The organism is Pseudomonas sp. PME37.24/025 (assembly GCF_055556615.1).
In genome coordinates, this window is sequence record NZ_JBVHNK010000024.1 from 1 (window position 1) to 24,962 (window position 24,962).

General features: G+C 57.9%; 22 protein-coding genes and 1 pseudogene. 7 read left to right on the plus strand and 16 right to left on the minus strand.

What is annotated here, in order from left to right; genetic code table 11:
• Window positions 1-108 precede the first annotated feature (108 nt).
• From ACZ3HH_RS28765 to ACZ3HH_RS28795, 7 genes are all read right to left on the minus strand, one after another.
• Entirely contained in the window at window positions 109-657 is a 549-nt protein-coding gene (locus ACZ3HH_RS28765; protein WP_465809806.1) for a PqiC family protein, read from the minus strand.
• A 17-nt stretch (window positions 658-674) separates the two neighbouring features.
• On the minus strand, window positions 675-2,330 hold the full coding sequence (locus tag ACZ3HH_RS28770; RefSeq protein WP_465809808.1) for a PqiB family protein: 1,656 nt from the start codon (window positions 2,328-2,330) through the stop codon (window positions 675-677).
• The gene (locus ACZ3HH_RS28775) at window positions 2,311-2,979 is read right to left on the minus strand and encodes a paraquat-inducible protein A (protein WP_465809810.1); all 669 of its coding nucleotides are present in this window, start codon (window positions 2,977-2,979) and stop codon (window positions 2,311-2,313) included. Before ACZ3HH_RS28775 ends, ACZ3HH_RS28770 begins: the two co-directional genes overlap by 20 nt.
• Window positions 2,976-3,572 carry a paraquat-inducible protein A gene (locus ACZ3HH_RS28780; protein ID WP_465809812.1) on the minus strand — a complete coding sequence of 199 codons (597 nt, stop codon included), beginning with the start codon at window positions 3,570-3,572 and terminating at the stop codon, window positions 2,976-2,978. Before ACZ3HH_RS28780 ends, ACZ3HH_RS28775 begins: the two co-directional genes overlap by 4 nt.
• A 272-nt stretch (window positions 3,573-3,844) precedes the next feature.
• The gene (locus ACZ3HH_RS28785; protein ID WP_465809814.1) at window positions 3,845-5,146 is read right to left on the minus strand and encodes an NAD(P)/FAD-dependent oxidoreductase; all 1,302 of its coding nucleotides are present in this window, start codon (window positions 5,144-5,146) and stop codon (window positions 3,845-3,847) included.
• Window positions 5,143-6,231 carry a polyamine ABC transporter substrate-binding protein gene (locus ACZ3HH_RS28790; protein ID WP_465809816.1) on the minus strand — a complete coding sequence of 363 codons (1,089 nt, stop codon included), beginning with the start codon at window positions 6,229-6,231 and terminating at the stop codon, window positions 5,143-5,145. Before ACZ3HH_RS28790 ends, ACZ3HH_RS28785 begins: the two co-directional genes overlap by 4 nt.
• 124 nt (window positions 6,232-6,355) lie before the next feature.
• Window positions 6,356-7,714 carry a glutamine synthetase family protein gene (locus ACZ3HH_RS28795; RefSeq protein WP_465809818.1) on the minus strand — a complete coding sequence of 453 codons (1,359 nt, stop codon included), beginning with the start codon at window positions 7,712-7,714 and terminating at the stop codon, window positions 6,356-6,358.
• A gap of 161 nt (window positions 7,715-7,875) precedes the next feature.
• Here ACZ3HH_RS28795 and ACZ3HH_RS28800 point away from each other — a divergent pair, with 161 nt between their 5' ends.
• Both ACZ3HH_RS28800 and ACZ3HH_RS28805 read left to right on the plus strand, forming a co-directional pair.
• Window positions 7,876-8,802, plus strand: a complete 927-nt coding sequence (locus ACZ3HH_RS28800) for a helix-turn-helix domain-containing protein (protein ID WP_465809820.1) — start codon at window positions 7,876-7,878, stop codon at window positions 8,800-8,802.
• Window positions 8,799-9,104 carry a hypothetical protein gene (locus ACZ3HH_RS28805; protein WP_465809822.1) on the plus strand — a complete coding sequence of 102 codons (306 nt, stop codon included), beginning with the start codon at window positions 8,799-8,801 and terminating at the stop codon, window positions 9,102-9,104. Before ACZ3HH_RS28800 ends, ACZ3HH_RS28805 begins: the two co-directional genes overlap by 4 nt.
• On the opposite strand, the gene ACZ3HH_RS28810 is transcribed toward ACZ3HH_RS28805, so the two are convergent.
• Genes ACZ3HH_RS28810 through ACZ3HH_RS28820 form a run of 3 tightly spaced genes read right to left on the minus strand, consistent with a single transcriptional unit; the run spans window position 9,094 to window position 12,801 of the window.
• Window positions 9,094-10,143, minus strand: a complete 1,050-nt coding sequence (locus ACZ3HH_RS28810) for a DUF2955 domain-containing protein (protein WP_465809824.1) — start codon at window positions 10,141-10,143, stop codon at window positions 9,094-9,096. The two genes, ACZ3HH_RS28805 and ACZ3HH_RS28810, sit on opposite strands and share 11 nt — an antisense overlap.
• Window positions 10,133-11,272, minus strand: a complete 1,140-nt coding sequence (locus ACZ3HH_RS28815) for an HlyD family secretion protein (protein ID WP_465809826.1) — start codon at window positions 11,270-11,272, stop codon at window positions 10,133-10,135. Before ACZ3HH_RS28815 ends, ACZ3HH_RS28810 begins: the two co-directional genes overlap by 11 nt.
• Complete coding sequence (locus tag ACZ3HH_RS28820; protein ID WP_465809828.1) at window positions 11,269-12,801, minus strand: efflux transporter outer membrane subunit; 1,533 nt, start codon at window positions 12,799-12,801, stop codon at window positions 11,269-11,271. Before ACZ3HH_RS28820 ends, ACZ3HH_RS28815 begins: the two co-directional genes overlap by 4 nt.
• A 194-nt stretch (window positions 12,802-12,995) precedes the next feature.
• On the opposite strand from ACZ3HH_RS28820, the gene ACZ3HH_RS28825 reads away from it, so the two are divergent.
• Window positions 12,996-13,520: a transporter suffix domain-containing protein gene (locus tag ACZ3HH_RS28825; protein WP_465809830.1), complete on the plus strand. Its 525-nt coding sequence runs from the start codon at window positions 12,996-12,998 to the stop codon at window positions 13,518-13,520.
• Between the two features lie 7 nt (window positions 13,521-13,527).
• Here the strand turns inward: ACZ3HH_RS28825 and ACZ3HH_RS28830 are convergent, their stop codons facing one another.
• Together ACZ3HH_RS28830 and ACZ3HH_RS28835 are read right to left on the minus strand one after the other, a co-directional pair.
• Complete coding sequence (locus ACZ3HH_RS28830; protein WP_465809833.1) at window positions 13,528-14,160, minus strand: response regulator; 633 nt, start codon at window positions 14,158-14,160, stop codon at window positions 13,528-13,530.
• A gap of 33 nt (window positions 14,161-14,193) precedes the next feature.
• Window positions 14,194-15,555 carry a cache domain-containing protein gene (locus tag ACZ3HH_RS28835; protein WP_465809835.1) on the minus strand — a complete coding sequence of 454 codons (1,362 nt, stop codon included), beginning with the start codon at window positions 15,553-15,555 and terminating at the stop codon, window positions 14,194-14,196.
• A gap of 434 nt (window positions 15,556-15,989) precedes the next feature.
• Here ACZ3HH_RS28835 and ACZ3HH_RS28840 point away from each other — a divergent pair, with 434 nt between their 5' ends.
• Window positions 15,990-18,047: a carbon starvation CstA family protein gene (locus ACZ3HH_RS28840; RefSeq protein ID WP_465809837.1), complete on the plus strand. Its 2,058-nt coding sequence runs from the start codon at window positions 15,990-15,992 to the stop codon at window positions 18,045-18,047.
• Window positions 18,048-18,062: 15 nt separating this feature from the next.
• A complete protein-coding gene (locus ACZ3HH_RS28845; protein ID WP_008069978.1) occupies window positions 18,063-18,260 on the plus strand; it encodes a YbdD/YjiX family protein in 198 nt (65 codons plus the stop codon).
• Between the two features lie 118 nt (window positions 18,261-18,378).
• Here ACZ3HH_RS28845 and ACZ3HH_RS28850 read toward each other — a convergent pair whose 3' ends face one another.
• Both ACZ3HH_RS28850 and potE read right to left on the minus strand, forming a co-directional pair.
• Window positions 18,379-19,284, minus strand: a complete 906-nt coding sequence (locus tag ACZ3HH_RS28850) for an amino acid ABC transporter substrate-binding protein (RefSeq protein WP_465809840.1) — start codon at window positions 19,282-19,284, stop codon at window positions 18,379-18,381.
• Between the two features lie 48 nt (window positions 19,285-19,332).
• A complete protein-coding gene (gene potE, locus ACZ3HH_RS28855; RefSeq protein ID WP_465809842.1) occupies window positions 19,333-20,673 on the minus strand; it encodes a putrescine-ornithine antiporter in 1,341 nt (446 codons plus the stop codon).
• A 100-nt stretch (window positions 20,674-20,773) separates the two neighbouring features.
• Here potE and ACZ3HH_RS28860 point away from each other — a divergent pair.
• Window positions 20,774-20,869, plus strand: a pseudogene (locus ACZ3HH_RS28860) (transcriptional regulator); the annotation flags it as partial.
• Window positions 20,870-20,988: 119 nt separating this feature from the next.
• Here the strand turns inward: ACZ3HH_RS28860 and cuyB are convergent.
• Window positions 20,989-22,479: a cysteate racemase gene (cuyB, locus tag ACZ3HH_RS28865; RefSeq protein WP_465809844.1), complete on the minus strand. Its 1,491-nt coding sequence runs from the start codon at window positions 22,477-22,479 to the stop codon at window positions 20,989-20,991.
• Window positions 22,480-22,489: 10 nt separating this feature from the next.
• A complete protein-coding gene (locus ACZ3HH_RS28870; protein ID WP_465809878.1) occupies window positions 22,490-23,779 on the minus strand; it encodes a dicarboxylate/amino acid:cation symporter in 1,290 nt (429 codons plus the stop codon).
• 229 nt (window positions 23,780-24,008) lie between these two features.
• Between ACZ3HH_RS28870 and ACZ3HH_RS28875 the strand changes: the two genes are divergently transcribed.
• Window positions 24,009-24,938: a LysR substrate-binding domain-containing protein gene (locus tag ACZ3HH_RS28875; protein ID WP_052963155.1), complete on the plus strand. Its 930-nt coding sequence runs from the start codon at window positions 24,009-24,011 to the stop codon at window positions 24,936-24,938.
• Window positions 24,939-24,962: the final 24 nt, after the last annotated feature.

Genomic DNA, 24,962 nt, shown 5'->3' on the forward strand with positions numbered 1-24,962 from the left:
CCGCGAAGAACGATGACGCGTAGTACCTGAAAAACCGCGGTGCATTCTTCGCGGGCAAGCCACGCTCCCACAGGATTGTCGCCGCTCAAATTTCTTAACTTGCCGGCATTACGCCGAAGGGCAGCCTTTTTGCGAGCTGATCGCCTGACTGATAGCGGCAGCTAACCGTTTCACATTGTTCTGATGAGCGACCACCAGCTCATCAATGCTCGCGCCGGAAGGGGTCTGCAACGTGCTGCGACAGGTGATCAGTGCGGTATCGCCGGTGCCGAGGCTGCGCAGGCGCCATTTAACGTCGATCAACGCGTATTGACCGGGAATCGAATCAAAGCGCTGCACGTCCAGGCGCAACGACACTCTGCGTTGCAGGTTGCTGTTGACCAGTTGATCGACCAGGGCGCTGCGCAATTCGTCCACCAGGCTTGCCGCCCACCATTCGGTTTCGAGGATCGCCAGGCCACTGTTGCCTTGGCGAATGACAATCTGCGGGCGGTCGACCTGGGGCGGCACCGTGATGCTTTCGATCTGGATTTCCGCGCTGCTGCTTGCGCCACTCAATTGGGCGGGGGTCAGGGTGTGGAACTGAATCGGGTCGCTGCGGCAAGCGGTAAGCAACAACAGCGCGGTGACCAGCGTGATCTTCAGCGAAAAAGCCATGGGTGTTGCTCCTGTGGTCAGTTGCGCGGTGGCGCCTGCAAATCCATCGGCGCGGCGTTGTTGGGGCGACCGCGAATCAGTGATTCCGGATGCCGGCCCAGGTAATCCGAGAGTTCACGCAGTGAGCGTGACATGCGCCCGAGTTCGTCCAGGGTTTGAGTCAACTGTTCTCGTTGCGGCGAATCGTCGGCGAGGGTCGAACTGGCCGATTGCAAGGTCTTGCTGACGTCCGCCAGGGTGGTCTGTACGCCGGGCAGGGTCCTGGCGTTGAACTGTACGAGGCCCTTGCGCAGTTCGACGAGGTTGCTGTCGAGGTTGCCGGCGATGCGTTCGATGGGCAGCTGGTTGATTTTGTTGACCATGCCTTCCAGTTTTTCCTGCAACTGTTCGAGGCTGCCAGGAATGGTTGGAATAACGACGGGACGGGCGGTCGGATCGAACGCGACTTTCTCTGCTTTGGGATAGAAATCGAGCGCGATGTACAGCTGACCGGTCAACAGATTGCCGCTACGGGCCTGGGCGCGCAGGCCGTTTTCGATGAAGCTGCCCATCAGCCGCACGCCAGCGGCTTCGTCATTAGGGTCATGCTTCAAGGCCTCGAGCATTTTGATATGTGCCTGACCGAGGCGTTGCGGGTAGATCACAATGCCGACATTGACCGGGAAGCTGCGTTTTTTTGCGTCGAAATCCAGGGTGACCGACACAACTTTGCCCAACTCCATGCCGAGGAATTCCACTGGTGCACCGACCTTGAGCCCACGCAGGGCCTGGTCGAAACGCAAGCCCAGGTATTGACCCTTACCGTAGGGAGGAGCGAGGGCGGTTAGCTGATCCTCGAACAGGTCGAAGGTTTTATCCTCGACGGCAGGCTGATCGTTGGGGCTGTATTCCGGTGCGCGAAACGCGATGCCGCCCACCAACAAGGACGACAGGGATTCGGTCTTCACCGCAAAACCATTGGCACCGACGCTCACATCGATACCACTGGCGTTCCAGAACCGGGTGTTCTCAGTAACGTAGGCGTCATTGGGCGTATGCACGAAGATTTCGATGTTCACCCCTTTACCGTCTGCATCCAGCGCATACGCCACCACTTGCCCGACCGGGATCTTGCGGTAGTAGACGGGGGAACCGATATCCAGCGAGCCGAGGTCCTCAGTGTGCAGCATGAAGCGTTTGCCCGGTTCGCCATAGGTAATGGGCGGCGGGTTTTCCAGCCCCGTGAAGTGCTTGGAACGGGCATTGGCCTGGCCGATGTCGGCGCCAATGTAGTCACCCGACAGCAGCGTATCGATGCCCGAGACGCCGCCGGCACCAATGCGCGGCCGCACGACCCAGAATTGCGAATCTTCGCGGGTGAAGCTTTCAGCCTGTTTGTCGAGTTTGATCGTGGCGTTGACGTTTTTCTGATCGTTGCTCAGCTTCACTTCCGAGACATGGCCAATGACTACGTTGCGATACTTGACCTCGGTTTTGTTGGCCGTGAGGCCGCCACCGGTCTTGAACGTGACGGTGATGGTCGGACCTTCCTGCATCACGCTGTGTATCACCAGGGAGATCCCCACCAGCACCGCAACAATCGGCACGATCCACACCAGCGAAACGTTGAAGCGACGGGTCTTGATAGTGGCCTGGCCGGGGGCTTGCGGCCCGTCAGTGGCTTGCGACTTCATCCGTGAGCTCCTCGTTTGGTGGGTTATCCCGCTCTTCATCCCGCTCTTTATCCCAAATCAGCCGCGGGTCGAAACTCATGGCAGACAGCATGGTGAACACCACCACCAGACCAAAAAACAGAATGCCCAGACGCGGTTCGATATCGCCCAAGGCCTGGAATTTCACTAGCGCGGCGACCAGCGCGACAACAATCACGTCGAGCATCGACCAGTAGCCGATCAGCTCGACGAAACGGTAAAGCTTCGAACGTTCCTTGCGCGCCCAAAGGCTGCCGCGTTGCACGGTAATCAGCAGCAGGGAGAGGGCGACGAACTTGATGCCCGGTACCGCGATGCTGGCAATGAAAATGATCAGGGCAATGTCCCACGCACCGTGTGCCCAGAACTCCAGCACACCGCTCATGATGGTGCTGTCAGACCCGTTGCCGAACAGACTGGTGTTCATGACCGGCAGCAGATTGGCCGGGATATAAAACACCAGTGAGGCCAGCAGATAGGCCCATGTCCGGCTCAGTGAGTTGGTTTTGCGGGCATGCAGTGGCGCGCCACAGCGTGGGCATTCGTGAGGGTTGTCGGTTATGTCGCAGGCCAGACCGCAGCTGTGGCACAGGCACAGGTTGAGTTCACTGGCGAGCGGTGGGCTGTTCATAAAATGTCCCACAGTTCACGGACATCGCGCCCGGCGATGCGAATCAACAGCAGGCTGAGAACGGCCAGGGCAAACAGGCCGATGCCGGGTATGACATCCAGCAACCCTGCGAGTTTGAACACCGCGACCATTGCGCCCAGCAGACAGACCTCGAGCATGCTCCAGGGCCTGAGGGTTTCCAGCCAGCGCATGCACACTTTGAAACCGGGTGAGCGCCGATGTCCGAGGGCGAAGCTCAGGACCCAGATCAGCAACACAAGCTGAAACAGCGGCGCGATGATGATGGATATCGCTGCCACCAGCGCAATAAAGGTGATCGGCCCCTGGCTCAACGCCAATACCGAGTCCCACAGCGTGGCACTGTTTTTCAGGCCCTTCATGCTGATGCTCATGACTGGATAGAAATTGGCGAAAATCCACAGCACCGTTGCCGTGAAGGCCAAGGCCAGACGCTGCTCCACCGACAGTCCGTTATAACGCTGGAGCACGCCGCCGCAGCAGGTGCACAGGGCTTTTTGATGTTTGGCGAGCGTGACTTTTTCATACACGCAGTCGCAGTGCTCGCAAATGATCAGTTGGTCAGTCGTAGCCATAGGCCGCACTCGCCAGGAACAGGAAAGTCAGAGCACTCCCTCAATATAGAAGTGACTTGCGATTGAGCAAATTAAAAGACTGATCAAGGATGCACTGGCCCCATCATGATCAGATGGGCATTTGTGGCGAGGGGGCTTCTGCATAGCAGTCGTCAATATTCTATAGGCGGTATGCCTGACGGAATGCGCTGGCAAAATTTTGGGACCGCTTCGCGACCCAACGGGGGCAAGCCCCCTCGCCACAGGTTTATGTAAGGTTCTTGTCCCGAACTTCAGCCGAGTAATTCGCGCAGGCGATACCAGAACATGCCGAGGGCCAGCAGCGGCGAGCGCAGGACTCGGCCACCGGGGAAGGTCATGTGCGGCACAGCGCTGAAAACGTCCAGCCCCTTGCTGTGCCCGGCATGAATCGCTTCAGCCAGCAACCGCGCGCACCAATGGGTCACGTTCAGCCCATGACCGGAATAACCCTGGGCGTAGAACACGTTCGGGTACTGGCTCAAGCGCCCGGCCTGGGGGAAACGGTTGGCGGTGATGCCAATCTTGCCGCCCCATTGATAGTCGATGCGCACGTCCGCCAACTGCGGGAAGACCTTGAGCATTTTTGGTCGCATATAAGCGCCAATGTCCGCCGGATCGCGCCCGGAATAATGGCAGGCACCGCCGAACAACAAGCGTCGATCCGCCGAGAGCCGGTAGTAATCGAGGCCGACTTTCTGGTCGCACAACGCCAGGTTCTGCGGGATCAATTGGGCGGCAACCTCAGGTGCCAAAGGCTCGGTGGCGATGATGTAACTGCCAGCCGGTAAAACCTTGCCACTCAGGCGTGGTTCGAGTTCTTCCAGATGCGCGTTGCAGGCCAGCACCAGACTGCCGGCGCGCACCGTGCCGCCGGCGCAGCGAATCTGCACGGTGCTGCCGTGAATCAACCCCAGCACCGGGCTTTGTTCGAATATTCGTACCCCGAGGGATTCGGCAACGCGCGCTTCGCCAAGCACCAGATTCAGCGGATGCAAATGCCCCGACCCCATGTCGATCAGGCCGCCGGCATAAACATCGGAGCCCACCACTTGCCGGCGGATCTGCTCGGGGCCGACGAGTCGGGTTTCATGGGTGTAATCCAGTTCGGCGAGGCTTTGCAGTTCAGTCTTGAACGCTGCGAACTGCGCCGGGGTGTTGGCCAGCTCGCAGAAGCCCCAACGCAGGTCGCAATCGATCCCATACTCGCGGATGCGGTTGCCCACCAGTTCCACCGACTCGATGCCTGCACGCTCCAAATAGCGCACGCCGTCCTGACCGACATATCGGGCGAAACCGCTGACATCGTGACCGATGCCGCGGATCAGCTGCCCGCCGTTACGCCCGCTGGCGCCCCAGCCGATCCGCCGTCCTTCCAGCAGAATCACCGAGAGCCCACGCTGCGCCAGTTCGATCGCGGTGTTGACCCCGGTAAAACCGCCGCCCACCACGCAGACATCGGCCTCAAGATCCGAGCCCAGCGTGGGGTAGGGGGTCATGCCCTTCGCCGATGCAGCGTAATAGGAATGAGCGTGTTCGTTGTCGTACTGATTCATTGGTTGGACTTCACTTTGCTCCAGGAGCGGGTCATCAGACGCATGATCGGCTGGGGTGGGGTGGTGGAGATGTAGAGTTTGTCGAGGACTTCCTGAGGAGGATAGACCTCTGGATTATTGACCAGCTCCGGGTCCATGTATTGTTTGGCCGCCGGGTTCGGATTGGCGTAGCCGACCGAGGCGCTGACTTTGGCGATTACCTGCGGATCCAGCAGGTTGTTGACGAACGAATGGGCTTCTTTCGGGTTGCTGGCGTCGGCAGGAATTGCCAACAGGTCGAACCACAGATTGCTGCCTTCCTTCGGGATCGAGTAGGCGATGTTCACGCCATTCTTCGCTTCCTTGGCGCGGTTCGCCGCCTGGAACACATCGCCCGAATAGCCGAACGCAACGCAGATGTCGCCATTGGCCAGGTCCGACACGTATTTGGATGAGTGGAAATAGGTGATGTAAGGCCGGAGGGTCATCAGTTTGGCTTCGGCCTTTTTAAAGTCCTCGGGATTTTCACTGCGTGGGTCCATGCCCATGTAGTTCAGGACCGCCGGGAACACTTCATCCGCCGAATCCATCATCGACACGCCGCACTGGCTGAGCTTCTTCAGGTTCTCCGGTTCGAAAAAAACTGCCCAGGAATCGATGCGATCGATGCCCAGCACTTGCTTGACCTTGTCGACGTTGTAGCCAATGCCGTTGGTGCCCCACAGGTACGGCACCGAATGTTCATTACCCGGATCGTTTTTTTCCAGCAAGGCCAGCAGTTTCGGGTCGAGATTTTTCCAGTTGGGCAGCTGCGAGCGATCCAGTTTGAGGAACGCGCCGGCCTTCACCTGACGTGCGAGGAAATGGTTGGAGGGCACTACCACGTCATAACCCGTACGGCCGGCGAGCAGTTTGCCCTCCAGGGTTTCGTTGGAATCGAATACGTCGTAGATCACCTTGGTCCCGGTTTTTGCCTGGAAGTCGGCGAGGGTGGTCTCGCCGATGTAATCGGTCCAGTTGTAGACGCTCACGCTTGGCTGAGCCTGCGCAGTGGCGCTGAACAGCAACGTCAGCGCGACCGGAACCACGGATTTCATTAGACGCATATCGACACCTCTTTTAGTTATTGGTTTTTTGTGGGAGCGGGCTTGCCCGCGATAGCGGTCTGTCAGTCAACGATGATGTCGAATGTGCAGGCCTCTTCGCGGGCAAGCCCGCTCCCACAGGGAATCAGACGCTGAGCAGCAGGAACTCCCGCTCCCAGGAGCTGATCACGCGCTTGAAGTTTTCGTGTTCGGCACGCTTGACGGCGACATAACCCCGGACGAATTTGCTGCCCAGATAGCGCTCGATGGTTTCGCACTCTTCCATGCGCGTCAGTGCGTCCTCGATGGTGATCGGCAGGCGCAGATTGCGCCGCTCGTAGGCGCGGCCTTGTACCGCTGCGCTCGGTTCGACCTTTTCGACCATCCCCAGATAACCGCACAGCAGGCTCGCGGCAATCGCCAGATAAGGGTTGGCATCAGCGCCCGGCAAGCGGTTTTCCACGCGCATGGCGTCCGGGGTGGAGGTCGGTACGCGCAGGCCGACGGTGCGGTTTTCTTCGCCCCATTCGACGTTGACCGGTGCCGAGGTGTCAGGCAGGAAGCGGCGGAACGAATTGACGTTGGGCGCAAACATCGGCAGCACTTTGGGAATGTACTTTTGCAAGCCGCCGATGTGATGCAGGAACAGCTCGCTCATCTGCCCGTCGGCATCGGCGAAAATCGGCTGGCCAGTGGCGATATCCACCACACTTTGATGGATATGCATGGCGCTGCCGGGTTCGTCACCGATGGGTTTGGCCATGAAGGTCGCGGTGACGTTGTGCTTGAGTGCAGCTTCGCGCAGGGTGCGTTTGAACACAGTGATCTGGTCCGCCAGATCGAGGGCGTCGCCGTGACGGAAGTTGATTTCCATCTGTGCCGGGCCGTCTTCGTGGATCAGCGTGTCGAGGTCCAGGCCCTGGAGTTCGCACCAGTCATAGACGTCTTCGAACAGTGGGTCGAATTCGTTGGCGGCGTCGATGGAAAACGATTGGCGACCGCTTTCCGCACGGCCCGAGCGTCCCAGTGGCGCCTTGAGCGGCAAGTCCGGGTCTTCGCAGCGCTGGGTCAGGTAGAACTCCATTTCCGGCGCGACAATCGGCCTCCAGCCTTTATCGGTGTAAAGCTGCAGCACTTTCTTCAGGACGTTGCGTGGCGACAGCTCGATGGGATTGCCGAACTTGTCGAACGTGTCGTGGATCACGATGGCGGTCGGCTCGATGGCCCATGGAATGACGTAAACCGCGTCGGCGACGGGCTTGCAGACCATGTCGATGTCGGCCGGATCGAGCAGGTCGTAGTAGATGTCGTCGTCGACAAAGTCCCCGGTTACCGTTTGCAACAGCACACTTTCCGGCAGGCGCATGCCTCGCTCATGCAGGAACTTGTTGGTGGGTGCAATCTTGCCGCGAGCAATGCCGGTCAAGTCGCTGACCACACACTCGACCTCGGTAATCTTGTGATCTTTCAGCCACGTGAGCAGCTGATCGAAAGGGACATTCATAAAGACCTCGTTGTTGGTTTTATTGACGCCGGGGAAAGCGGCCTCATCCACCGAACACTTCCCCTGTGGCGCGTTGACGACTATCTTGGGTGAGCCTTGCCGTTCCATCTATCCACTTTAAACAAGCACAAAGCGCACCAAAAGAGTGCGTAAGGCGCCCCATGACAGCGTGCAATCCGTTACAGGTTCAAGCGTTCAACACCGCCGACGTGGCCGAGCAAATCCGCGCCACACCGGGTTGGGTGCAGCACTATCAGCAGATGTCCCCGGGGCATTTCGCCGGGCGGGTGCGCTATCTGGATTTGCAAGGCGTAGAGATTTACGAGGAACAGATGAACACCCGGGTCGAGCAGAATTTCAGCGCCCCGGAAGGCGCGCTGGCGTTCTGTTTCGATCGCAATGACAACTCGCTGTATGTGTTGAATGGTGAAAGCCGCAATATCTGGATCACACCGGAGAACTACCAGGAAATCGCTGTGGTGTTCGGTCCGGAGTTCGTTCAGCGGCATGGTCTGGACGTGGCGCGGCTCGAAGGCTTGTTCATGTCGCCGCTCAATTCAGGCCAGAACGCGCTGTTCAGCCGCTGGTTGAGCGGAACGTTGACGCGGCTGACGCAGACGCTGGATCCGCCGAGCAAAGAGGCGTTGACCCAGCAATTATTGGAGGACTGTTTGTACATCCTCGATAACGCCTGTGTGTGCCTTGATCGCGCAGGTTTGCAGCGTCGGGCGCAAGAGCGAGCGATCATGAAGCGCGTCGCCGAATGGGCCGCCGATACGCCGGAAGAAACCCTCAATTTGCTGGAGCTGTCCCAGGTGGCCGGGGTTTCGCTGCGTCAGTTGCAGCATGCGTTCAAGGCGTATACCGCAATGACACCCACGCATTGGTTGCGCTTGCGTCGGCTCAATAGCGCGCGCCGCGAATTGCTCTGGCGAACGGCTGGGGAAACGACGGTCGCGCAAGTGGCGATGGATTGGTCTTTCTGGCATTTGGGGCGGTTTTCCAGCAGTTATCGAGCGTTGTTCCAGGAACTTCCCAGTCAAACGCTGGCCCGCAAACACAGTGGACCGTGTCGGAGGTCATCATGAGTCGGTTATCGTCTTTCAGCCTGTGTGCCGTCATGTTGATGGTCTACACGCAGGTTCAGGCCGAAACGGTCGTGCCCTTGAACGGGCAGAACCCGCAACAAATCCAGCTGGACATCAACGATTGCAGCAACGTCACGGCGAGCCAGAGCACCTCAAGCCCGCCACCCTCGGAGGGTGCTGCGGTGGATGCTACGCAGGTACCAGGACGTCAACATGACGAGTTTTATGAGCCGGTCAAGGACGATGTGAAACAGCACGATCACGGCTGCCTGCAAGGGCGGGGTTATCAGGTCACTCCGTGAGCTGAGTGGCGCCTGGGTTGCGTTGCCGCCGATCGAGTAGATGAACCATCAGCAAGGCATAGAGCGTGAGGGCGATAAACAATCCCATGCGCACGACGAAGGCGGTATAGACATCCTTTCCGGCGAGGCTGTCCTGAACCGACTGGCCCAGCAGGATGATCAACGTGACCAGGCTGTTGAGCCAGAACCCGGGGGTTTGTCGGGTCGGGCTCAGGGCATAGAGCTTGCGCGCCAACAGCAAGCCGAACAGGAGCATCCACAGAAAGAACATCCACAGGTGCACAAACAGGCTGAGCGCGCACCAGAACACAACAGCCAACAGGCCTCCCATAAAGGTCGAGCCGAGCAGTTCGTGACCAGCGCTACGCGCCGTTGTCGTCGAACTCTGCTGGCCAAGGCTGACCGCTTTCAAAATGATCGGCAGATAGCTCGCCGGGTCGATCAGCGCCAACAGGAACGCCGGTATGACAATCAGGGTCGCACGCAGTGCAACCCGGCCCACTTCCTGCGCCGGCAGAGCGCTGGCGGCGGGTGGGGAGGGTGCATTGGCCGGTTCGGGGAACAACCAGTGACTGAACGCCACGACGATGACGGCGAGGATCAAGCCCAAGACCAAGGCACCAATGACCATCATCGCCAGATCGAACTCGGCGACGCCGGCCGAGGAAATCATGGTCAGGCCAATGATCAGGAAGGTCATGATCAAGGTGTTGCCGCCGCGCAGGCCAAAACCAAAGGCCAGGAACAGACCGGCTCCGATCAGCAATACGCCGCAGAAGGGGTAATAGCGCAGGACGGGGATCAGCAACAGGCCGATGCCGGTGGTCAGCATCGCGACCAGCGCAAGCACCAATGCGGCCTTGAACGGCAAAGGCCGATTGAGCGAGGCCAATAGCAACACGGCGAGCACTGGCGAAATAAAGGGGATCGGCAGCGCCAGGCCGAAGCTGATGGCCAGGCATAGCGCCGTGCCGGTGGCTAGACGCAACGCCCGTTGAACACGAGGCGTGCGCTGAGCAGGCACGCCCTTAATAGGCATAGCTCAGCCAGCTCATTAGCCCTACAAACAGACGCCCAAGCGGGTTCAGCGGATTGCCTTGGGTAGGAAAAGCCATGACTTCAGCCTGCCCACCGGCACGGATAGCGCGACTGTCGAACAGCGTTTTCCTTGAGTCCTCGGAAAACTCGATGATCACCGGAAAACGCTGGGCCGGACGCAGCCAGTCACGACTGTTCTGCACACTGGGAAGGCTGCCGGGCGCAGTGCTCTGGCCGACGCTGACGCCATAGCCGACGCTGCGCACACGGCCCTCGAAAACCTTTCCCGGCAAGGCATCCAGAACGATCGAAACAGGGGTGTCGACCTCGACCAGACTGAGGTTGTTTTCGGTCATGTCCGCGCTGATCCACACATCGTGGATGGCAATCAGGGTCATGACCGGGCTGCCGGCAGTGGCGAACTGTCCGACATCGGTGCGCAGATCGGTGATCAGTCCCGCTGACCGTGCGCGAATCTGCGTGTTGGACAAGTCCAGCTCCGCTTTTGACAACGCCGTGGCGGCGCTACGTAACAGCGCGTTGTCTTCCTCGCTGCCGCCTTCCTGTTCCCGTGCTCGCTGGACTTCGGCACGGGCTGCGGCGACCTGACTGATGGCCTGTTCACGACTGGCCCGAGAGACTTCGAGCAGGCGCACGGAAATGGTGCCGGGGTCTTCGCGGTACAACCCTTCAAGACGCTGATTGTCCTGCCGCGCCTTGAGTTCATTGGCCTGTGCGGCGCGCAAATTGGCTTGAGCCGAAGCAATACCGGCGGTGCTGGCACCGATCTGTCGGCGTGTCGATTCGAGGTCTGCGCGTGCACGGTCGACGGCAATCTGGTACGGCTGCGGGTCCACCTCGAAAAGGAGTTCGCCGGCCTTGACGTCCTGATTGTTGCGCACATTCACGCGGGTGACCCGGCCGGCTACTTCGGCCGCCACCGGAATGACAAAGGCGCCCACCCGAGCCTGTTGCGTATACGGCGTGAAGCGGTCAGCCAACAAATACCAGGCCAGGCTCAATACGATCAGCAGCATCACCCATTTGATGCCCTTTTTTGCGGGATCGGCAGCAGGCTCGGGCGCCTTGGGGGAGGGCGCCTCAGTGACGGGCGGCGAGGGTTCAGTCATCGGCTTTGACCTTCTGGCACGGGATAGGTGGCTTGCGAAGGGGCCGGCTCATTCAGCAGGTTGCCCCAGTCGGTGCGTTGTTCCATTTGCTGACGAGTGTTTTGATCGACTGTCGGCTGCGCGCTGTACCACCCACCGCCAAGGGCTTTGTACAGGGCGATCAGGTTGCTCACGGCATTGCTGCGGCTGAGCAGGTAATTGTCCTGCTGCTCGAGCAATGCGCGTTGAGCATCCAGCACGCGCTGGAAGTCCGAGTAACCTTCCCGGTATTGAGTGCTGGCCAGGCTCAACGAACGCTTGGCGGCGACTTGTGCTTCACCCAGGATGCGCTCGCGTTCCAGTGATTTGATCAGGCTGCTGGCGGCATCATCGGCCTCCCGTGCGGCCTGGCGGACTTTGTCGCGGTAAACCTCAATCAGCTGCTGCAACCGCGCATCCTGTACACGCACGTTGTTGCTGATCTGGCCGTGGTCAAACAGGTTCCAGCGCAAACTGGGGCCGCCGATCAGGTCCAGGCTGTTGGAGGTGCCGCTCAACGTGTCGGTGGTCCAGACGATACTGCCCAGCAAGGTCAGCGACGGGTAGAAGTCGGTTTCCGCCACACCGATCAGTGCCGATTGGGCGGCGACATTGAGTTCGGCGGCGCGCACGTCCGGACGACGCAACAACAGGCTGGCCGGCACATCTTGCAGTACGGCTCGGTCCACCAGCGGGATCAGCCCCTCGTTTTCGAGCAATTGGGGCAGTGCGCTGGGTGGCCGGCCGATCAGCACGGCCAACGCGTTGCGGGTGCGCAGTACTTGGGCCTCAAAATCCGGAATGCTGCTCAAGGTGCCCAGGTATTGGGTCTTGGCTTGTTGCAAGTCGAGTTCGGCGCTCTGGCCACTGTTGAACAATTTTTCGGTGATCTCAAAGTTGCGCTTTTGCTGCTCGGCGTTTTCTCGGGCGACGCGTAAACGCGCTTCGGTGGTGCGCAACGAAAAGTATGTGTCGGCCACCTGAGCACGCAGCAGTACGAGTACGTCTTCATAGTTGGCTTGAGCCGCGAAATAACTGGCATCGGACGATTCGATAGCTCGACTGAAGCGCCCCCAGAAGTCCAGTTCCCAACCGACGTCAAAACCCGCGCTGTGTTGCCAGAAGTGGCTGTCTTGCGGGTTGTTGCCGCCGGATTGCTTGCGGTTGAAGTACAGACTGTCGGCGCTGGCCTGTTGCAGTTGCGGGTAGCGTCCGCTTTGCGCAATGCCCAACCGGGCACGGGCCTCCATGACGCGAAGGCCAGCAATTTTCAGGTCTGAATTGTGCGCATCCGATTCGGCGATCAGGGCGTTGAGGACCGGGTCGGCGAACACTTGCCACCACTGGCGAAGGTCGGGATGCAGGCTTCGTTGGCTGGCCTGCTCAAGCGCGGGGCTGCTCCAGAGTTTTGTCCAGGCCTCGCCGGGGGCCTGAAAATCCGGCCCCAAACGGACACAGCCGCCAAGGCCAAGGGCGACCAGCAGAAGCAGCCGACCCGAGCGCGTCAGCATCGGTGCACTGAGAGTAGATCTTGGGAAAGCGTCATCCGAACATCCCTGATACTGAAACGGTGTTGGTTACCGGTTCGCTTAGGTTAGTACAGCTCGGACAAATACAAGGTCACGTTGAATGATCATGGGGTCGACCAACTGCTACGCTTCTGAAGTGCTGTTAATTCCGGCCAGAAAAGAAGGTTAAGAAGACCATGAGCAACCCTCAGGATGACAATGCACCTAGTTCCGCTGGTTGGCGCTTCAAACTGGGCATCGCGATTATTTGTTTGATGCTGGGATCGTGGCTGATGGTGCCTCTCGCTGCCGCAGCGGATGTGCCTGGCTCAAAGATCGCGGCACTGACAGGCGTTTTGTTTATCAGTAACAAGGTTCTGTTAATTCTCGTCATTGCCATTATGGGCAAATCCGGCTTTCAGCAACTCAAGCGCAGCATGTTTGGTTACGTCTCCGCGCTTGCACCGACGGCAGACGTGGAAGTAGGCCCGGCTCGTCATAGAATTGGCCTGGTGATGTTTTGCCTGCCGCTGATCTCGGGATTTCTCGAACCTTACATAGACACTCTTTGGCCGGGGCTGAGACCGAATCTGTGGCAGGCCCAGGCGCTGGGCGATGCCATGTTGATCGGCAGCTTTTTCGTACTGGGCGGGAATTTCTGGGACAAGGTTCGCGCCTTGTTTATTCGCACGGCAAGAGTCGTTAATACGAGTACGGTGTAAATCGCCTCTAGCGCGAAATAATCCCGTGATCGATGGCGTACTTTACGAGCGCCGCGGGTTTGTCGATGTTGAGCTTGCGACGGATACTCAGGCGATGGGTTTCTACTGTCCGGACACTGATGTCCAGTTCGCGAGCCATTTCCTTGTTGTTCAACCCCTGAGCCATCTTGTACAGCACTTGGCTTTCGCGCGGAGTCAGCTCGTTGTCGGTAGTTTTATCGGCGATGAGCCGCTGCGCGATTTCGGCACTGTAGAACGTCCCGCCACTGACAATGGCTTCGATCGCCGCAATGATTTCCCGTGAAGGCGCGTTCTTCAGCACATAGCCGCTGGCACCCGAGCGAACGGACTCACTCACGTATTCATAGTTGTCGTACATGCTCAGCACCAGCACCTTGAGCGACGGGTACTGGCTGCGTAACAACCGCGTCAGCTCAAGGCCGTTGATGTCCTTCAGGCTGATGTCGACCAGCAACAGATCCGGCTGGCAGCGCCCGACCATCTCGATGGCATCGGCGCCATTCTCGGCTTCTCCCACCACTTCCAGCGGCGCCATGACCGCCAGCAGTGATTTGATTCCGTCGCGGACCAGGGAGTGATCGTCGACCAGGGCGACGCGGATCGGGTAGGGCAGGTTCATCGCAGGCATTCACTCTAATTGTTATGGGCTGAGTCAGCGTTCTGTACCGGGCAGTTTCATAGGCAGCAGCACGTCGAGCTCACTTCTTCCCGGCATCGATGTCAGGTCGAATCGACCACCAAAATGCTCGACACGCTCACGGATGTTGCGCAGGCCAATGCCGGCGTGACGACGTTCGACCTGGGCGACGTTGAAACCGATACCGTCATCGACCACCGTCAAGCGTACGGACTTTTCAGAGCCGTGCAGGGTAATGATGACGTTTTTTGCCTGTGCGTGGCGTTCGATGTTGGTCAGGCCTTCTTGCACGATGCGAAACAACGAGACGGCGGCACCATCGACCAGATGACAATCGAATTCGTTATCGTTGAAAGTCACGACAAGACCGCTGCGTTGCTCGAATTCTGCGGCGAGTTGACCGATTGCCGCTGGCAGGCCGAGGGTGTCGAGCAGCGACGAACGCAAGTCATGAGAGAGGCTGCGAACTTCGCCAATCGCCTCCCCGAGGCGCTGCGTGGCGTCTCTTAAAATGCCCAAACCCTTGTCTTGCCCATTCTCCAGCACATGGCTGGCCAGTTCGAACTGAAACTTGATAGACACCAGTAGCTGGCTGATGCCGTCGTGCAGCTCTCGGGAAACCCGTGACCGTTCTTCCTCCTGCAGGCTGACGATGCGTTGAGTCAGGCGCTGGAGTTTTTTGTCGGCCAGGCGATGTTCGCTGACGTTCAGCGTCATGCCGCTGGCGAACACAAACAGCACCGCCACAAGGGCCACCGCAGCAATCGCCCCCATGGTTTTACGGATGCCCTGAGCCACCTCGGCACGCGCTTGTTGGGTGGCGCGTTCGACGTCTTCAAGGTAGATGCCGGTGCCGAGCATCCAGCCCCAACGGTCCAGCATCACCACGTAGGCAAGCTTGTCGGTCACTTGGCCTGAAGAGGGTTTGTTCCAGGCGTAACGTTGAAAGCCTTCGCCTGATTGCGCACTTTTAAGCAACGCCTGGATCACTGGTAAACCGTGAGGGTCGGTCATGTCCCACAGGTATTTGCCCACCAGCTCTGACTGGCGCGCGTGCATCAGGCTGCGGCCCTCGCGGTCGTAGACGAAGAAGTAGCCGTTGATGCCAAAGCTGAGCTTGCGCAGTTCTTCCAGCACTTGTTGCTGTGCGCGCTCATCGCCCCGACCGTCGTCGTACAGCGGCGCGATCAGGCTCTGCGCCATTTCGACATAGTTTTTCAGCTCTGCGCGCTTGCTGGCCAGAATGCTGTCTTCGATCAGTTGCGCCTGTTGATCACCCAGTTGGCGGTTCAGGGAAATCACCAGCGCGCAGATGACCGCGATCGCCAACACCAGCGGCAGAATCCCGAGTGCGACGATTTTGTGTTTGAGCTGCATCTCTACTCCTGGCCAGACCGAGGGAAGGCGAAGGCCCGGCATCATATGCCAAAGATACGCGCCTCCAGTAGCAGTGCTGGACAGAATGACCTGCGGCCGTGATGAAATGCAGAACCTTGTGGGAGCGGGCTGTGGCGAGGGGGCTTGCCCCCGTTTGAGTGCGTAGCACTCACAAAATCTTTGATACATCAGAGATTTTTTGGGGCGGCTTCGCAGCCCAACGGGGGCAAGCCCCCTCGCCACAGCCGCTCCCACAGGTGTTGTATTTCAACTGAGCGATCAGCGGTATCTACGTAGAACTACGTAGACGCCACGTACGTAGTAACGCGGATTTATTTGTCGACAACATGCGCGGATATTGGGCTCGCTCCGCACAGCGGACACAATTATAAAAATTACCGCCGCAGCCACTGGCTGTCGGCAGGAGACACGCTATGCCCCGTCTGGCTAAACACCTCGCCTGGTTTGCCGTGGCTGTCCTGGGAGCGTTTGCGCTAAGTGTCGTGGCCCTGCGCCGCGGCGAAGCCATCAATGCCCTCTGGATCGTAGTCGCAGCAGTCGCCATTTATCTCGTCGCATACCGCTATTACAGCCTGTTCATCGCCACCAAGGTGATGCAACTCGATCCCAATCGAGCCACTCCCGCCGTACTCAACAACGATGGTCTGGACTACGTACCGACCAACAAACACGTACTTTTTGGTCACCACTTCGCAGCCATCGCTGGCGCGGGGCCGCTTGTAGGCCCGGTTTTGGCGGCGCAGATGGGCTACCTGCCCGGTACGCTGTGGCTGATTGCCGGGGTGGTGCTGGCCGGTGCGGTTCAGGACTTCATGGTCCTGTTCATGTCCACCCGCCGCAACGGTCGTTCCCTGGGCGATATGGTCCGTGAAGAAATGGGCCGCATCCCCGGGACCATTGCGCTGTTTGGCTGCTTCCTGATCATGATCATCATCCTCGCGGTGCTGGCGTTGATCGTGGTCAAGGCCCTGGCCGAAAGCCCATGGGGGATTTTCACGGTGATGGCGACCATCCCGATCGCGATGTTCATGGGCATTTACATGCGCTACATCCGCCCGGGTCGCATCGGTGAAATCTCGGTGATCGGCGTGGCGTTGCTGCTGGGGTCGATCTGGCTGGGCGGGCAGATTGCCGCTGACCCGGTCTGGGCCAAAGCCTTTACCTTCACCGGACTCCAGATTACCTGGATGCTGATCGGTTACGGTTTTGTGGCGGCAGTGTTGCCGGTGTGGCTGATTCTCGCCCCTCGCGATTACCTGTCGACCTTCCTCAAAATCGGCACCATCGTTGCGCTGGCGATCGGCATCCTGATCACCATGCCCGACCTGAAAATGCCGGCATTGACTCAATTCATCGACGGCACCGGACCGGTATGGAAGGGTGGATTGTTCCCGTTCCTGTTCATCACCATTGCCTGTGGCGCGGTGTCCGGCTTCCACGCATTGATTGCTTCCGGCACCACGCCGAAGCTGCTCGCCAGTGAAGGCCATGCCCGTTACATCGGTTATGGCGGCATGCTGATGGAATCCTTCGTGGCGATCATGGCAATGGTTGCCGCTTCGGTGATCGAGCCAGGCGTGTACTTTGCCATGAACAGCCCCGCAGCCCTTGTAGGCTCCGATGCTGTTTCGGTGGCTCAGACCGTCAGCAGCTGGGGTTTTGCAATTACCCCGGAAGCTTTGCAAGCGGTGGCCAAGGACATCGGCGAAACCACCATCCTGGCCCGCGCCGGTGGTGCGCCGACTTTGGCGGTCGGTATCGCGCAGATCCTGCACCACGTTCTGCCGGGTGAAAACACCATGGCGTTCTGGTACCACTTCGCAATCCTGTTCGAAGCGCTGTTCATTCTGACGGCGGTGGATGCCGGTACCCGTGCCGGACGTTTCATGCTGCAGGACTTGCTCGGCTCGTTCGTGCCGGCGCTCAAACGCACCGAATCCTGGACCGCCAACCTGATCGCAACCGCCGGTTGCGTGGCGATGTGGGGTTATCTGCTGTATCAAGGCGTGATCGATCCGCTGGGTGGCATCAACACCTTGTGGCCGCTGTTCGGTATCTCCAACCAGATGCTGGCCGGAATCGCGCTGATGCTGGCGACCGTTGTGCTGATCAAAATGAAACGCCAACGCTACGTCTGGGTGACCATGCTGCCAGCGGTGTGGTTGCTGATCTGCACCACCACCGCAGGTTTCATCAAGCTGTTCGACGCCAACCCGGCGATCGGCTTCCTGGCGCTGGCAAAGAAATACAGCGATGCGTTGGCCAACGGGCAGGTTTTGGCGCCGGCCAAGAGCATCGAACAGATGCAGCATGTGATCTACAACGCCTACACGAATGCGACGCTGACTGTGCTGTTTTTGCTCGTGGTGTTCAGCATCCTGTTCTTTGCACTTAAGGTTGGCATTGCCGCCTGGGGCACCAAGGAACGTACGGATAAAGAAGCGCCATTCCAGGTTCTGCCGGATGCTTGATGGAGGAGAGTGCCCATGTTCAATGACCTGAGTCGCCTTGGTAAATACCTCGGTCAGGCTGCGCGCCTGATGGTTGGCATGCCTGACTACGACACTTACGTTGAGCACATGCAAACCAAACATCCGGACAAACCGCTGATGAGTTACGAGGTGTTCTTTCGCGAACGTCAGGAGGCTCGTTACGGCAGCAAGGCGGGACCGAAGTGCTGTTGATGCGAAACATTTAAGCGGCATTTTGCTTTAGGAGCCCGGCCTGCCGGCGATAGCGATCTTCGAGACGCTACCGTCGGCAAGCCGGGCTTTTTTGTCGTTGTACTTTTTAGACTTGCCTCTAAGGTATCGCATAGACCTTGAACAGCTTTTTGTCCGTGTCGGTAATGCCTTCCAGGTAGGTGCCGTATGCCTGCTCGATCTCGCCCGATCGATACATTTCACTCAGTGCGGTATCGACCAGCAAACGGAAATCTTCATCGTCCCGATCCACCGCCATTGCAGTCGGCGAGTACTCAAAAATACGATCCAGCAGGACCAGATTTCCTGCGGAATAGTTATTGGCGAGGAGATTCTTCAGCATCATGCGTTCGGCGAAGAAAGCATCGGCTTTGCCTTCGGCAACCAGTCTGAGGCCAGCGTCAGTGTTCTCGACCGTGACCAGGGTAGCTACCACGCCGAGTAATCGCATCTGCTGACGGATCCATGCCTCGGTGACTCCGCCAGCGGTGGCGGCATAGGTTTGGTTGGACAGCCCATGGTTGACGGTCGCACGCCAGGTCGGCCCGGTATGGGCTACTTTGCCGTTTAGTACATTGAGCAACGCCTCAGGTGCTTCCTGGCGCACCACTGCCGAAAGGCCGGCCGTGTAGATCGGAACCGAGAAACTCACATACTTGCGTCGCGCCAATGTGGGTGGCGTCGGCGTACAGAGGATGTCGATCTCGCCCGAGCTCACGGCACTCATCTCGTCGTTGATGGAGACGGGGCGGTAACGTACCTGCAACGCGGACAAACCCAGCTCGGTCTTGATTTTGTCGGCGACCTTCAGACAAAGCTCGATCGCATAACCGCTGGCTTTGTCGCCTGCCTGGACGCTAAAAGGTGCGAAGTCCGGCAGGTAACCGAGGGTGAAGGTGTTGCTCGCCCGCACGCGTTCAAGGGTATTGGCACCGGCCAGTACCGGCACCATTGTGAGCAGGCAGACGAACAGCAAGTTAGTGGCTTTGGTCAGTTGTACGTTCATATCCTGGCGCCCCGCATTCGGATGTCTGTGCTGTCCTGAAGATTACAGCTAAGGATTGCCGGCCCTGGTCTGAGCGGTTGGAGACGCATCGACAAAACGCTTGGAGAGGAAGCCATAGAGCAGGTAGCCGAATGTAAGGACAATGAGGCCACCGAATACGGCATCCTTGCCGCAGGCATAAAGGGCGTACAACGAATAGGCCACTGCGATCAGTAATAGCATCGTGTTGCGGGTGTAGACTCCTGTGCTGACTTTGGCCTTGTACATCATCACCAGCAGGCCGGTGGCGGCCGTCACATATGGGATCAGGTTGGTCACTGCCGCCAGGCTGACGAGCTTGCCGAACTGGGCGCTGGCATTGGGCGAGATGGTCGACAGCGCCATCAAGGTCTGCAAGACACCGCAGACGAGCATGCCGACAATGGGCGCATCCTGTGCGCTGACCTTGCTGAACAATTTCGGGAACATCCCTTGGTCAGCGGTCATTTTGGCCGTTTGCGCCAGGGTGAACTGCCAACCCAGCAGCGAACCAACACAGGCCATCACTGCCAGCGCCATGACGATGTTGCCGACCGTAGGGTTAAACATATGTGCATAGACGAGCGCGAAGGGGGCCGAAGAGTTGGCCAGTTCGGCATTGGGTATGATGCCCTGGATGACCGTAGTCGACAGCACATAGACCACTGCCGCACCCAGCGTGCCGAACAGGCAGGCCAACGGTACGGTGCGCTTGGGATCTTCCACGGCATCGGAGGCTTGCGCCGCCGACTCCATGCCGAGGAACGCCCACAAGGTCAGGGGAATCGCCTTACTGATGGCGTCGGAGATCGGCAGGTTGTTCGGATTCCAGGCGGCAATCAGCACATCGGGCTTGAACCAGAACCAACCGATGATGCTCAAGCCGGCCACCGGGATGATCACACCCCACACGGTAATCGCACCGATTTTGCCGGTGATACCGGGGCCACCGAAGTTGGCCGCGGTGGTCAACCAGAGCAGGCCAACCGTACCGATAAACAGAGGAATGGCGCCACTGCCCAGCCAGGGCACGAACGATGTCATGTAGCCCACCGCGGAGATGGCGACGGCCACGTTGGCGATGCCCAGCGAGAGAAAGTACAGATACGAACAGAGGAAGAAGCCTGATTTGGCGTGCGCCTCTTCGGTGTAGGCAGACAACCCGCCTGAGCGCAGACAGTAGATGCCGCACTGGGAAAAGCAGTACGCGATGGCCATGGAACCGACGGCAGTGACGACCCATGACAGCAACGAAACGGCCCCGAGTTGGGCCATGCTCGTCGGCAACATGATGATGCCCGACCCCATCATGTTAACCGTCACCAGTGTGGTGAGCCCCATGAGGCTCATTTTCTTGCTTGAGTCGGCCATCGCATACCCCTTGATCTGCTCAACACATTGACCATAGCCCTGATTGTCATACTCAAGGTCCGGAAAGTGCTTTTCGAACAGTTTTATCGCCAGTTAGTCTGAAGTCGTCGAGACCAAGGGCGGCAACCAGAAGACACTGAGGGAATGGAAAGCTAAATTCGGCTCTGCCACTGTCGAGTCCTGGCTGACCAAGTGAGTTTGGTTTGAGTACAAAAAAGGCCCGAGGAGGGCAATGCCAGTCAGTTAAGCGAGTAAACCGCTTTTCGTAGTGTCCGATCATTGCCCGAGAAGGGCCTTTTTGTAGCTGATACGGGGCTAGTGCCTGTGAGGCTTCACCGTATTTTCACGGGCAAGCTCAATACACTTCAATGCCAAAATAGTTGTCGGGTCGATCAACGCCACCGTATGTTTTTTTATCTTGTAAGCTTCGCTATGTTCGAGCACCAGAGGCAGCTCTGTACAACCCAAGATGAGCACATCAGCGCCCAGTTCACATAAGTGCTCTGCGGCGGTAAGGAGCTGGTCTTTGCATATGCCGTCAGTGAAACCCGCTTTAACGCCATGTTCTCCATAAATCGATGCCATGACCAACACTTGGTAATCCACGCCAGGGGTGATGACGTGAAGTCCTGCTCGCCGGGCGGCCTCGTGATAGACCTGACTTTTGATGGTGCCGGACGTCGCTAGCAGCCCTACGGTTTTGCCAGCACCGTATCGCTGAGCGATAGCCTCAACCGTCTCGGTCAACATATTCACTATGGGTACACGCAGGTGCGCCTGGATGCGTTCGACAAAGGCGTGAGCTGTGTTGCACGGAATCACAATGGCATTGGCTCCAGCGCTTTCAAGACGTTTGCATGTTGCATACATCGCCATTGTCGGGTCGGTTTCGTCATACAGCAGGTTGGCTGTGCGATCAGGAATCTGGGGGTTTTGTTCGACCACCATTTTAATGTGTTCTTGATCTCGGCCTGCCGGTGTATGCGCAACAACCTTACCCATGAAGTCGACTGTTGCCGCCGGCCCAACTCCACCCACTATCCCTAATTTGAACGGCGGACGAGTCAACTGGCCGCTTTGCGACGTCGCGAAACCGGCGTAAATCTCGTTGATGTCCAGAGCCGTGATGCCTCGCCGTTGCAAATCACCACAGATCAATGAGAGCTCAGTCATACCCGGCAATATGATTGTGGCTCCCTGGTCCTGAAGCGAAAGGCACGCCTGATAAACACACTCTAGCGGCACCCCGTCAAGGTACCCGTCTTTGATGCCGTTAACGCCATACATCGCGTCCATCAACCCGGACTGCTCGTTATCATCTGGATACACGAGCTTGAAGTCATTGCCGAAATAGCGCTCAAACAGCCCGGAGTGCCGAACATAGTCGGACGCGATGATTCCCAACGTACTGCCGCGTTCAGCGACGTGATCAATGTGCTTGCGTAACGCGGCCATCATATCCAGGACGGGTATGCCTATTTCCTCCTGAATTTCCTCCCGAAAGGTGTGACTGGCAAAGCAAGGTAGTAAAACGGCATTTACTTCGTTTGCCTCGAATGTCTGACAAACCTGAAAAACGTAGAACTTCCTGGAGGTCATGTTAGCGCCCCGGTCCAGGGCCATCAGGACGTCTTTGAAGGGGTGTTGCTCAAACAAAAAGTGATAGCGACCTTGATCTTCCAAAACAGCTCTGGACTTCACCAATTTGTAGAAAAGATCGCCGCCGGCCAGTGAGCCAAGTCCGCCGACGATACCTAGTTTGCGAGCAAACGATGACCCGCTGGACGGCTTCGATTTACCTTTCATGTTCAGGTTCTCAGGCGGTGGCCGCAGTATGAATCGGGAGCGGAGATTTCGTGCCGGGCGCTTCTTCAACTTCTTCATGTGGTTCTGATTTGGCAACCACAGCCGTCGCGATGCTATTGCCAACCACGTTGGTGGCAGTCCTGGCCATATCAAGGAATTGGTCAATGCCAAGGATTAGCAAAATACCGGCTTCGGGAAGATTGAACATGGGTAATGTAGCCGCCACCACAACCACCGATGCTCGGGCTACACCGGCCATTCCCTTGCTGGTAATCATCAGCGTCAGCAAGATGAGCAGTTGCTGAGTGAAGCTCAAATCAACGTTGTAGGCCTGAGCAATGAACATGATGGCGAACGCTTGATACATCATTGAACCATCAAGGTTGAATGAGTAACCCAGCGGTAGAACGAAGCTGGATACGCGCTTCGGCGCACCAAACTTCTCCAGTGCCTCCATGGTTTTCGGATACGCGGACTCGCTACTGGCAGTCGAGAATGCCAACAGGACCGGTTCGCGGATCAGCTTGCCCAAGGTAAACACTGAGCGACCCAGGAACAGGTAGCCGGCAGCGAACATCACGCACCACAGAATCACAATGCCCAAGTAGAACTCGGCAATCAGTTTTCCGTAATCGACTATCAAGCCAAGACCTTGAGTGGTAATAGCCGATGCGATGGCTGCGAAAACCCCTATGGGCGCGAAGGCCATGACGAAGTCCGTGACCTTGAACATCACCTTGGCCAGCTCTTCGATGCTATCGACAATCGTCGTGTAACCCGCTCGCTTCACACCCGCCAAGGCAAACCCGAAGAACAACGAGAACACCACGATTTGCAGGATTTCGTTGTTGGCCATTGCTTCAGCAATGCTGCGGGGAAACACGTGACTGATGAATACCTTGAGGCTGAAATCCCCGGTGTTGACCACCACGGGGCTTGCCGCATGCTGGACGACTTCCATGTTCAGTCCTGCACCGGGTTGGAACAGATTGACCAGGCCCATGCCGATTGCCAGCGAGATCACCGAAGCGGTTACGAACCAGGCCATGGCTCTTAGGCCAATGCGCCCAACCGAGCGAGAGTTTCCCATGCTGGCAATGCCACCGACCAAAGTAGCGAATACCAGCGGAGCGATGATCATCTTGATCATGCGTAAAAAGATGTCGGTGACCATCGAGAAGTAAGACGCGATCTCTTTGGCGCTTTGTTCGCTCCCTGCGAAATGGTGGCACGCCCAACCGACAAGCACGCCCAAGGCGATGCCAATTGCGATCCGACGCGGAAGTTTATTTTTCTTCACGGAGCTTTCCTCAAGTGGTTTTTTTGCTTTTTTTACTTGGCAGGAGACAAGTGTCATTGGGTCGAAGCTCTATGGCATCGCTTCAACGTTTTCGATTCTAGGGGCGGGATTGAAAGGTCATGATGAGTAATCCCGATAGCCTCATGCGCTTTTGGAATAGTTTGCGAAACTTCTGCTTCGTCCTGACTGAGGCGCAGTACACTGCGCATTCGGGGCGTGAGGTGCCGGTATGCAAATCAAATGGTTGGATGATCTTTTAGCGATTTCCGAGTGGAAGAACTTTTCTCGGGCTGCGGAGGTTCGCTGCGTGACCCAGTCGGCTCTGTCGCGTCGCATACGGTCACTTGAGGAATGGGTAGGCGCGGAGTTGGTAGATCGCGGTACTTATCCCGTTCAGCTCACGCCTGCGGGGCGAAGTTTTTGTGAAGAAGGCCGCGAGGCGTTAGCAGGGTTATTGAGACTGCGCTCAGCCCTGCGCGAGGTTGAGCGAATGCCCGGGCGATCCATCCAGGTCACTGCTGGCCACAGCCTTTCAATGACGTTTTTACCGAAATGGCTAACCCAATTTCAGCAGCACAATGAGCAGTTCAACGCCCGAGTTGTTGCCGCGAACATTCATGACGCCGTCATAGCCCTGGAGGAGGGGAGTTGCGATCTGATGATCGTCTACCACCATCCCCTGGCCCCCATTCTTCTAGACCCGGAAAAGTTCGGATGCCTGACGTTGGGACATGACGCCTTTATTCCGTTGTGTGCCCCTGACAAGAAGGGGCAACCGCTGTATCGCTTGCCCGGCACCTCAGCTAAAGCTGTGCCTCACCTCGCTTATACGGCCACAACTTTTCTAGGTCGCGTTGCCGACATAGTCATCAAAAATGGCCCAAGTGTGAGTGTGCTGGAACGGTGCTATGAGGCAGACATGGCGATGCTTTTGATGCGAATGGCGATAGAAGGGTATGGCGTGGCATGGTTGCCTCAAAGCGCTGTCATTGACGAGCTTCAGCGAGGTCAGTTGGTAAAAGCGGGTGGTGATGAATGGAGTACGCGACTGGAGATACGCTCCTACTGCTCCATCACCAATGAGAACCCTACGATGCGCAGTCTATGGAAAACCCTCGAAGGAGCTTCCCGCGATCTCCATGGCAAAACAGCCCATTGATTGAAGCTCCAAGGCTCGAAAAGC

Bases quoted from the DNA above. Each gene is read 5' to 3' on its own strand.
- ACZ3HH_RS28790 (WP_465809816.1), bottom strand. From the start codon at position 6,231: ATGCGTCTAATGAAATCCGTGGTTCCGGTCGCGCTGACGTTGCTGTTC.
- ACZ3HH_RS28875 (WP_052963155.1), top strand. From the start codon at position 24,009: ATGCAAATCAAATGGTTGGATGATCTTTTAGCGATTTCCGAGTGGAAG.
- ACZ3HH_RS28780 (WP_465809812.1), bottom strand. From the start codon at position 3,572: ATGGCTACGACTGACCAACTGATCATTTGCGAGCACTGCGACTGCGTG.
- ACZ3HH_RS28810 (WP_465809824.1), bottom strand. From the start codon at position 10,143: ATGCCTATTAAGGGCGTGCCTGCTCAGCGCACGCCTCGTGTTCAACGG.
- ACZ3HH_RS28820 (WP_465809828.1), bottom strand. From the start codon at position 12,801: ATGCTGACGCGCTCGGGTCGGCTGCTTCTGCTGGTCGCCCTTGGCCTT.
- ACZ3HH_RS28840 (WP_465809837.1), top strand. From the start codon at position 15,990: ATGCCCCGTCTGGCTAAACACCTCGCCTGGTTTGCCGTGGCTGTCCTG.
- ACZ3HH_RS28795 (WP_465809818.1), bottom strand. From the start codon at position 7,714: ATGAATGTCCCTTTCGATCAGCTGCTCACGTGGCTGAAAGATCACAAG.
- ACZ3HH_RS28765 (WP_465809806.1), bottom strand. From the start codon at position 657: ATGGCTTTTTCGCTGAAGATCACGCTGGTCACCGCGCTGTTGTTGCTT.
- ACZ3HH_RS28805 (WP_465809822.1), top strand. From the start codon at position 8,799: ATGAGTCGGTTATCGTCTTTCAGCCTGTGTGCCGTCATGTTGATGGTC.
- ACZ3HH_RS28830 (WP_465809833.1), bottom strand. From the start codon at position 14,160: ATGAACCTGCCCTACCCGATCCGCGTCGCCCTGGTCGACGATCACTCC.
- ACZ3HH_RS28835 (WP_465809835.1), bottom strand. From the start codon at position 15,555: ATGCAGCTCAAACACAAAATCGTCGCACTCGGGATTCTGCCGCTGGTG.
- ACZ3HH_RS28845 (WP_008069978.1), top strand. From the start codon at position 18,063: ATGTTCAATGACCTGAGTCGCCTTGGTAAATACCTCGGTCAGGCTGCG.
- ACZ3HH_RS28775 (WP_465809810.1), bottom strand. From the start codon at position 2,979: ATGAACAGCCCACCGCTCGCCAGTGAACTCAACCTGTGCCTGTGCCAC.
- cuyB (WP_465809844.1), bottom strand. From the start codon at position 22,479: ATGAAAGGTAAATCGAAGCCGTCCAGCGGGTCATCGTTTGCTCGCAAA.
- ACZ3HH_RS28785 (WP_465809814.1), bottom strand. From the start codon at position 5,146: ATGAATCAGTACGACAACGAACACGCTCATTCCTATTACGCTGCATCG.
- ACZ3HH_RS28815 (WP_465809826.1), bottom strand. From the start codon at position 11,272: ATGACTGAACCCTCGCCGCCCGTCACTGAGGCGCCCTCCCCCAAGGCG.
- ACZ3HH_RS28825 (WP_465809830.1), top strand. From the start codon at position 12,996: ATGAGCAACCCTCAGGATGACAATGCACCTAGTTCCGCTGGTTGGCGC.
- ACZ3HH_RS28800 (WP_465809820.1), top strand. From the start codon at position 7,876: ATGACAGCGTGCAATCCGTTACAGGTTCAAGCGTTCAACACCGCCGAC.
- ACZ3HH_RS28770 (WP_465809808.1), bottom strand. From the start codon at position 2,330: ATGAAGTCGCAAGCCACTGACGGGCCGCAAGCCCCCGGCCAGGCCACT.
- ACZ3HH_RS28850 (WP_465809840.1), bottom strand. From the start codon at position 19,284: ATGAACGTACAACTGACCAAAGCCACTAACTTGCTGTTCGTCTGCCTG.
- potE (WP_465809842.1), bottom strand. From the start codon at position 20,673: ATGGCCGACTCAAGCAAGAAAATGAGCCTCATGGGGCTCACCACACTG.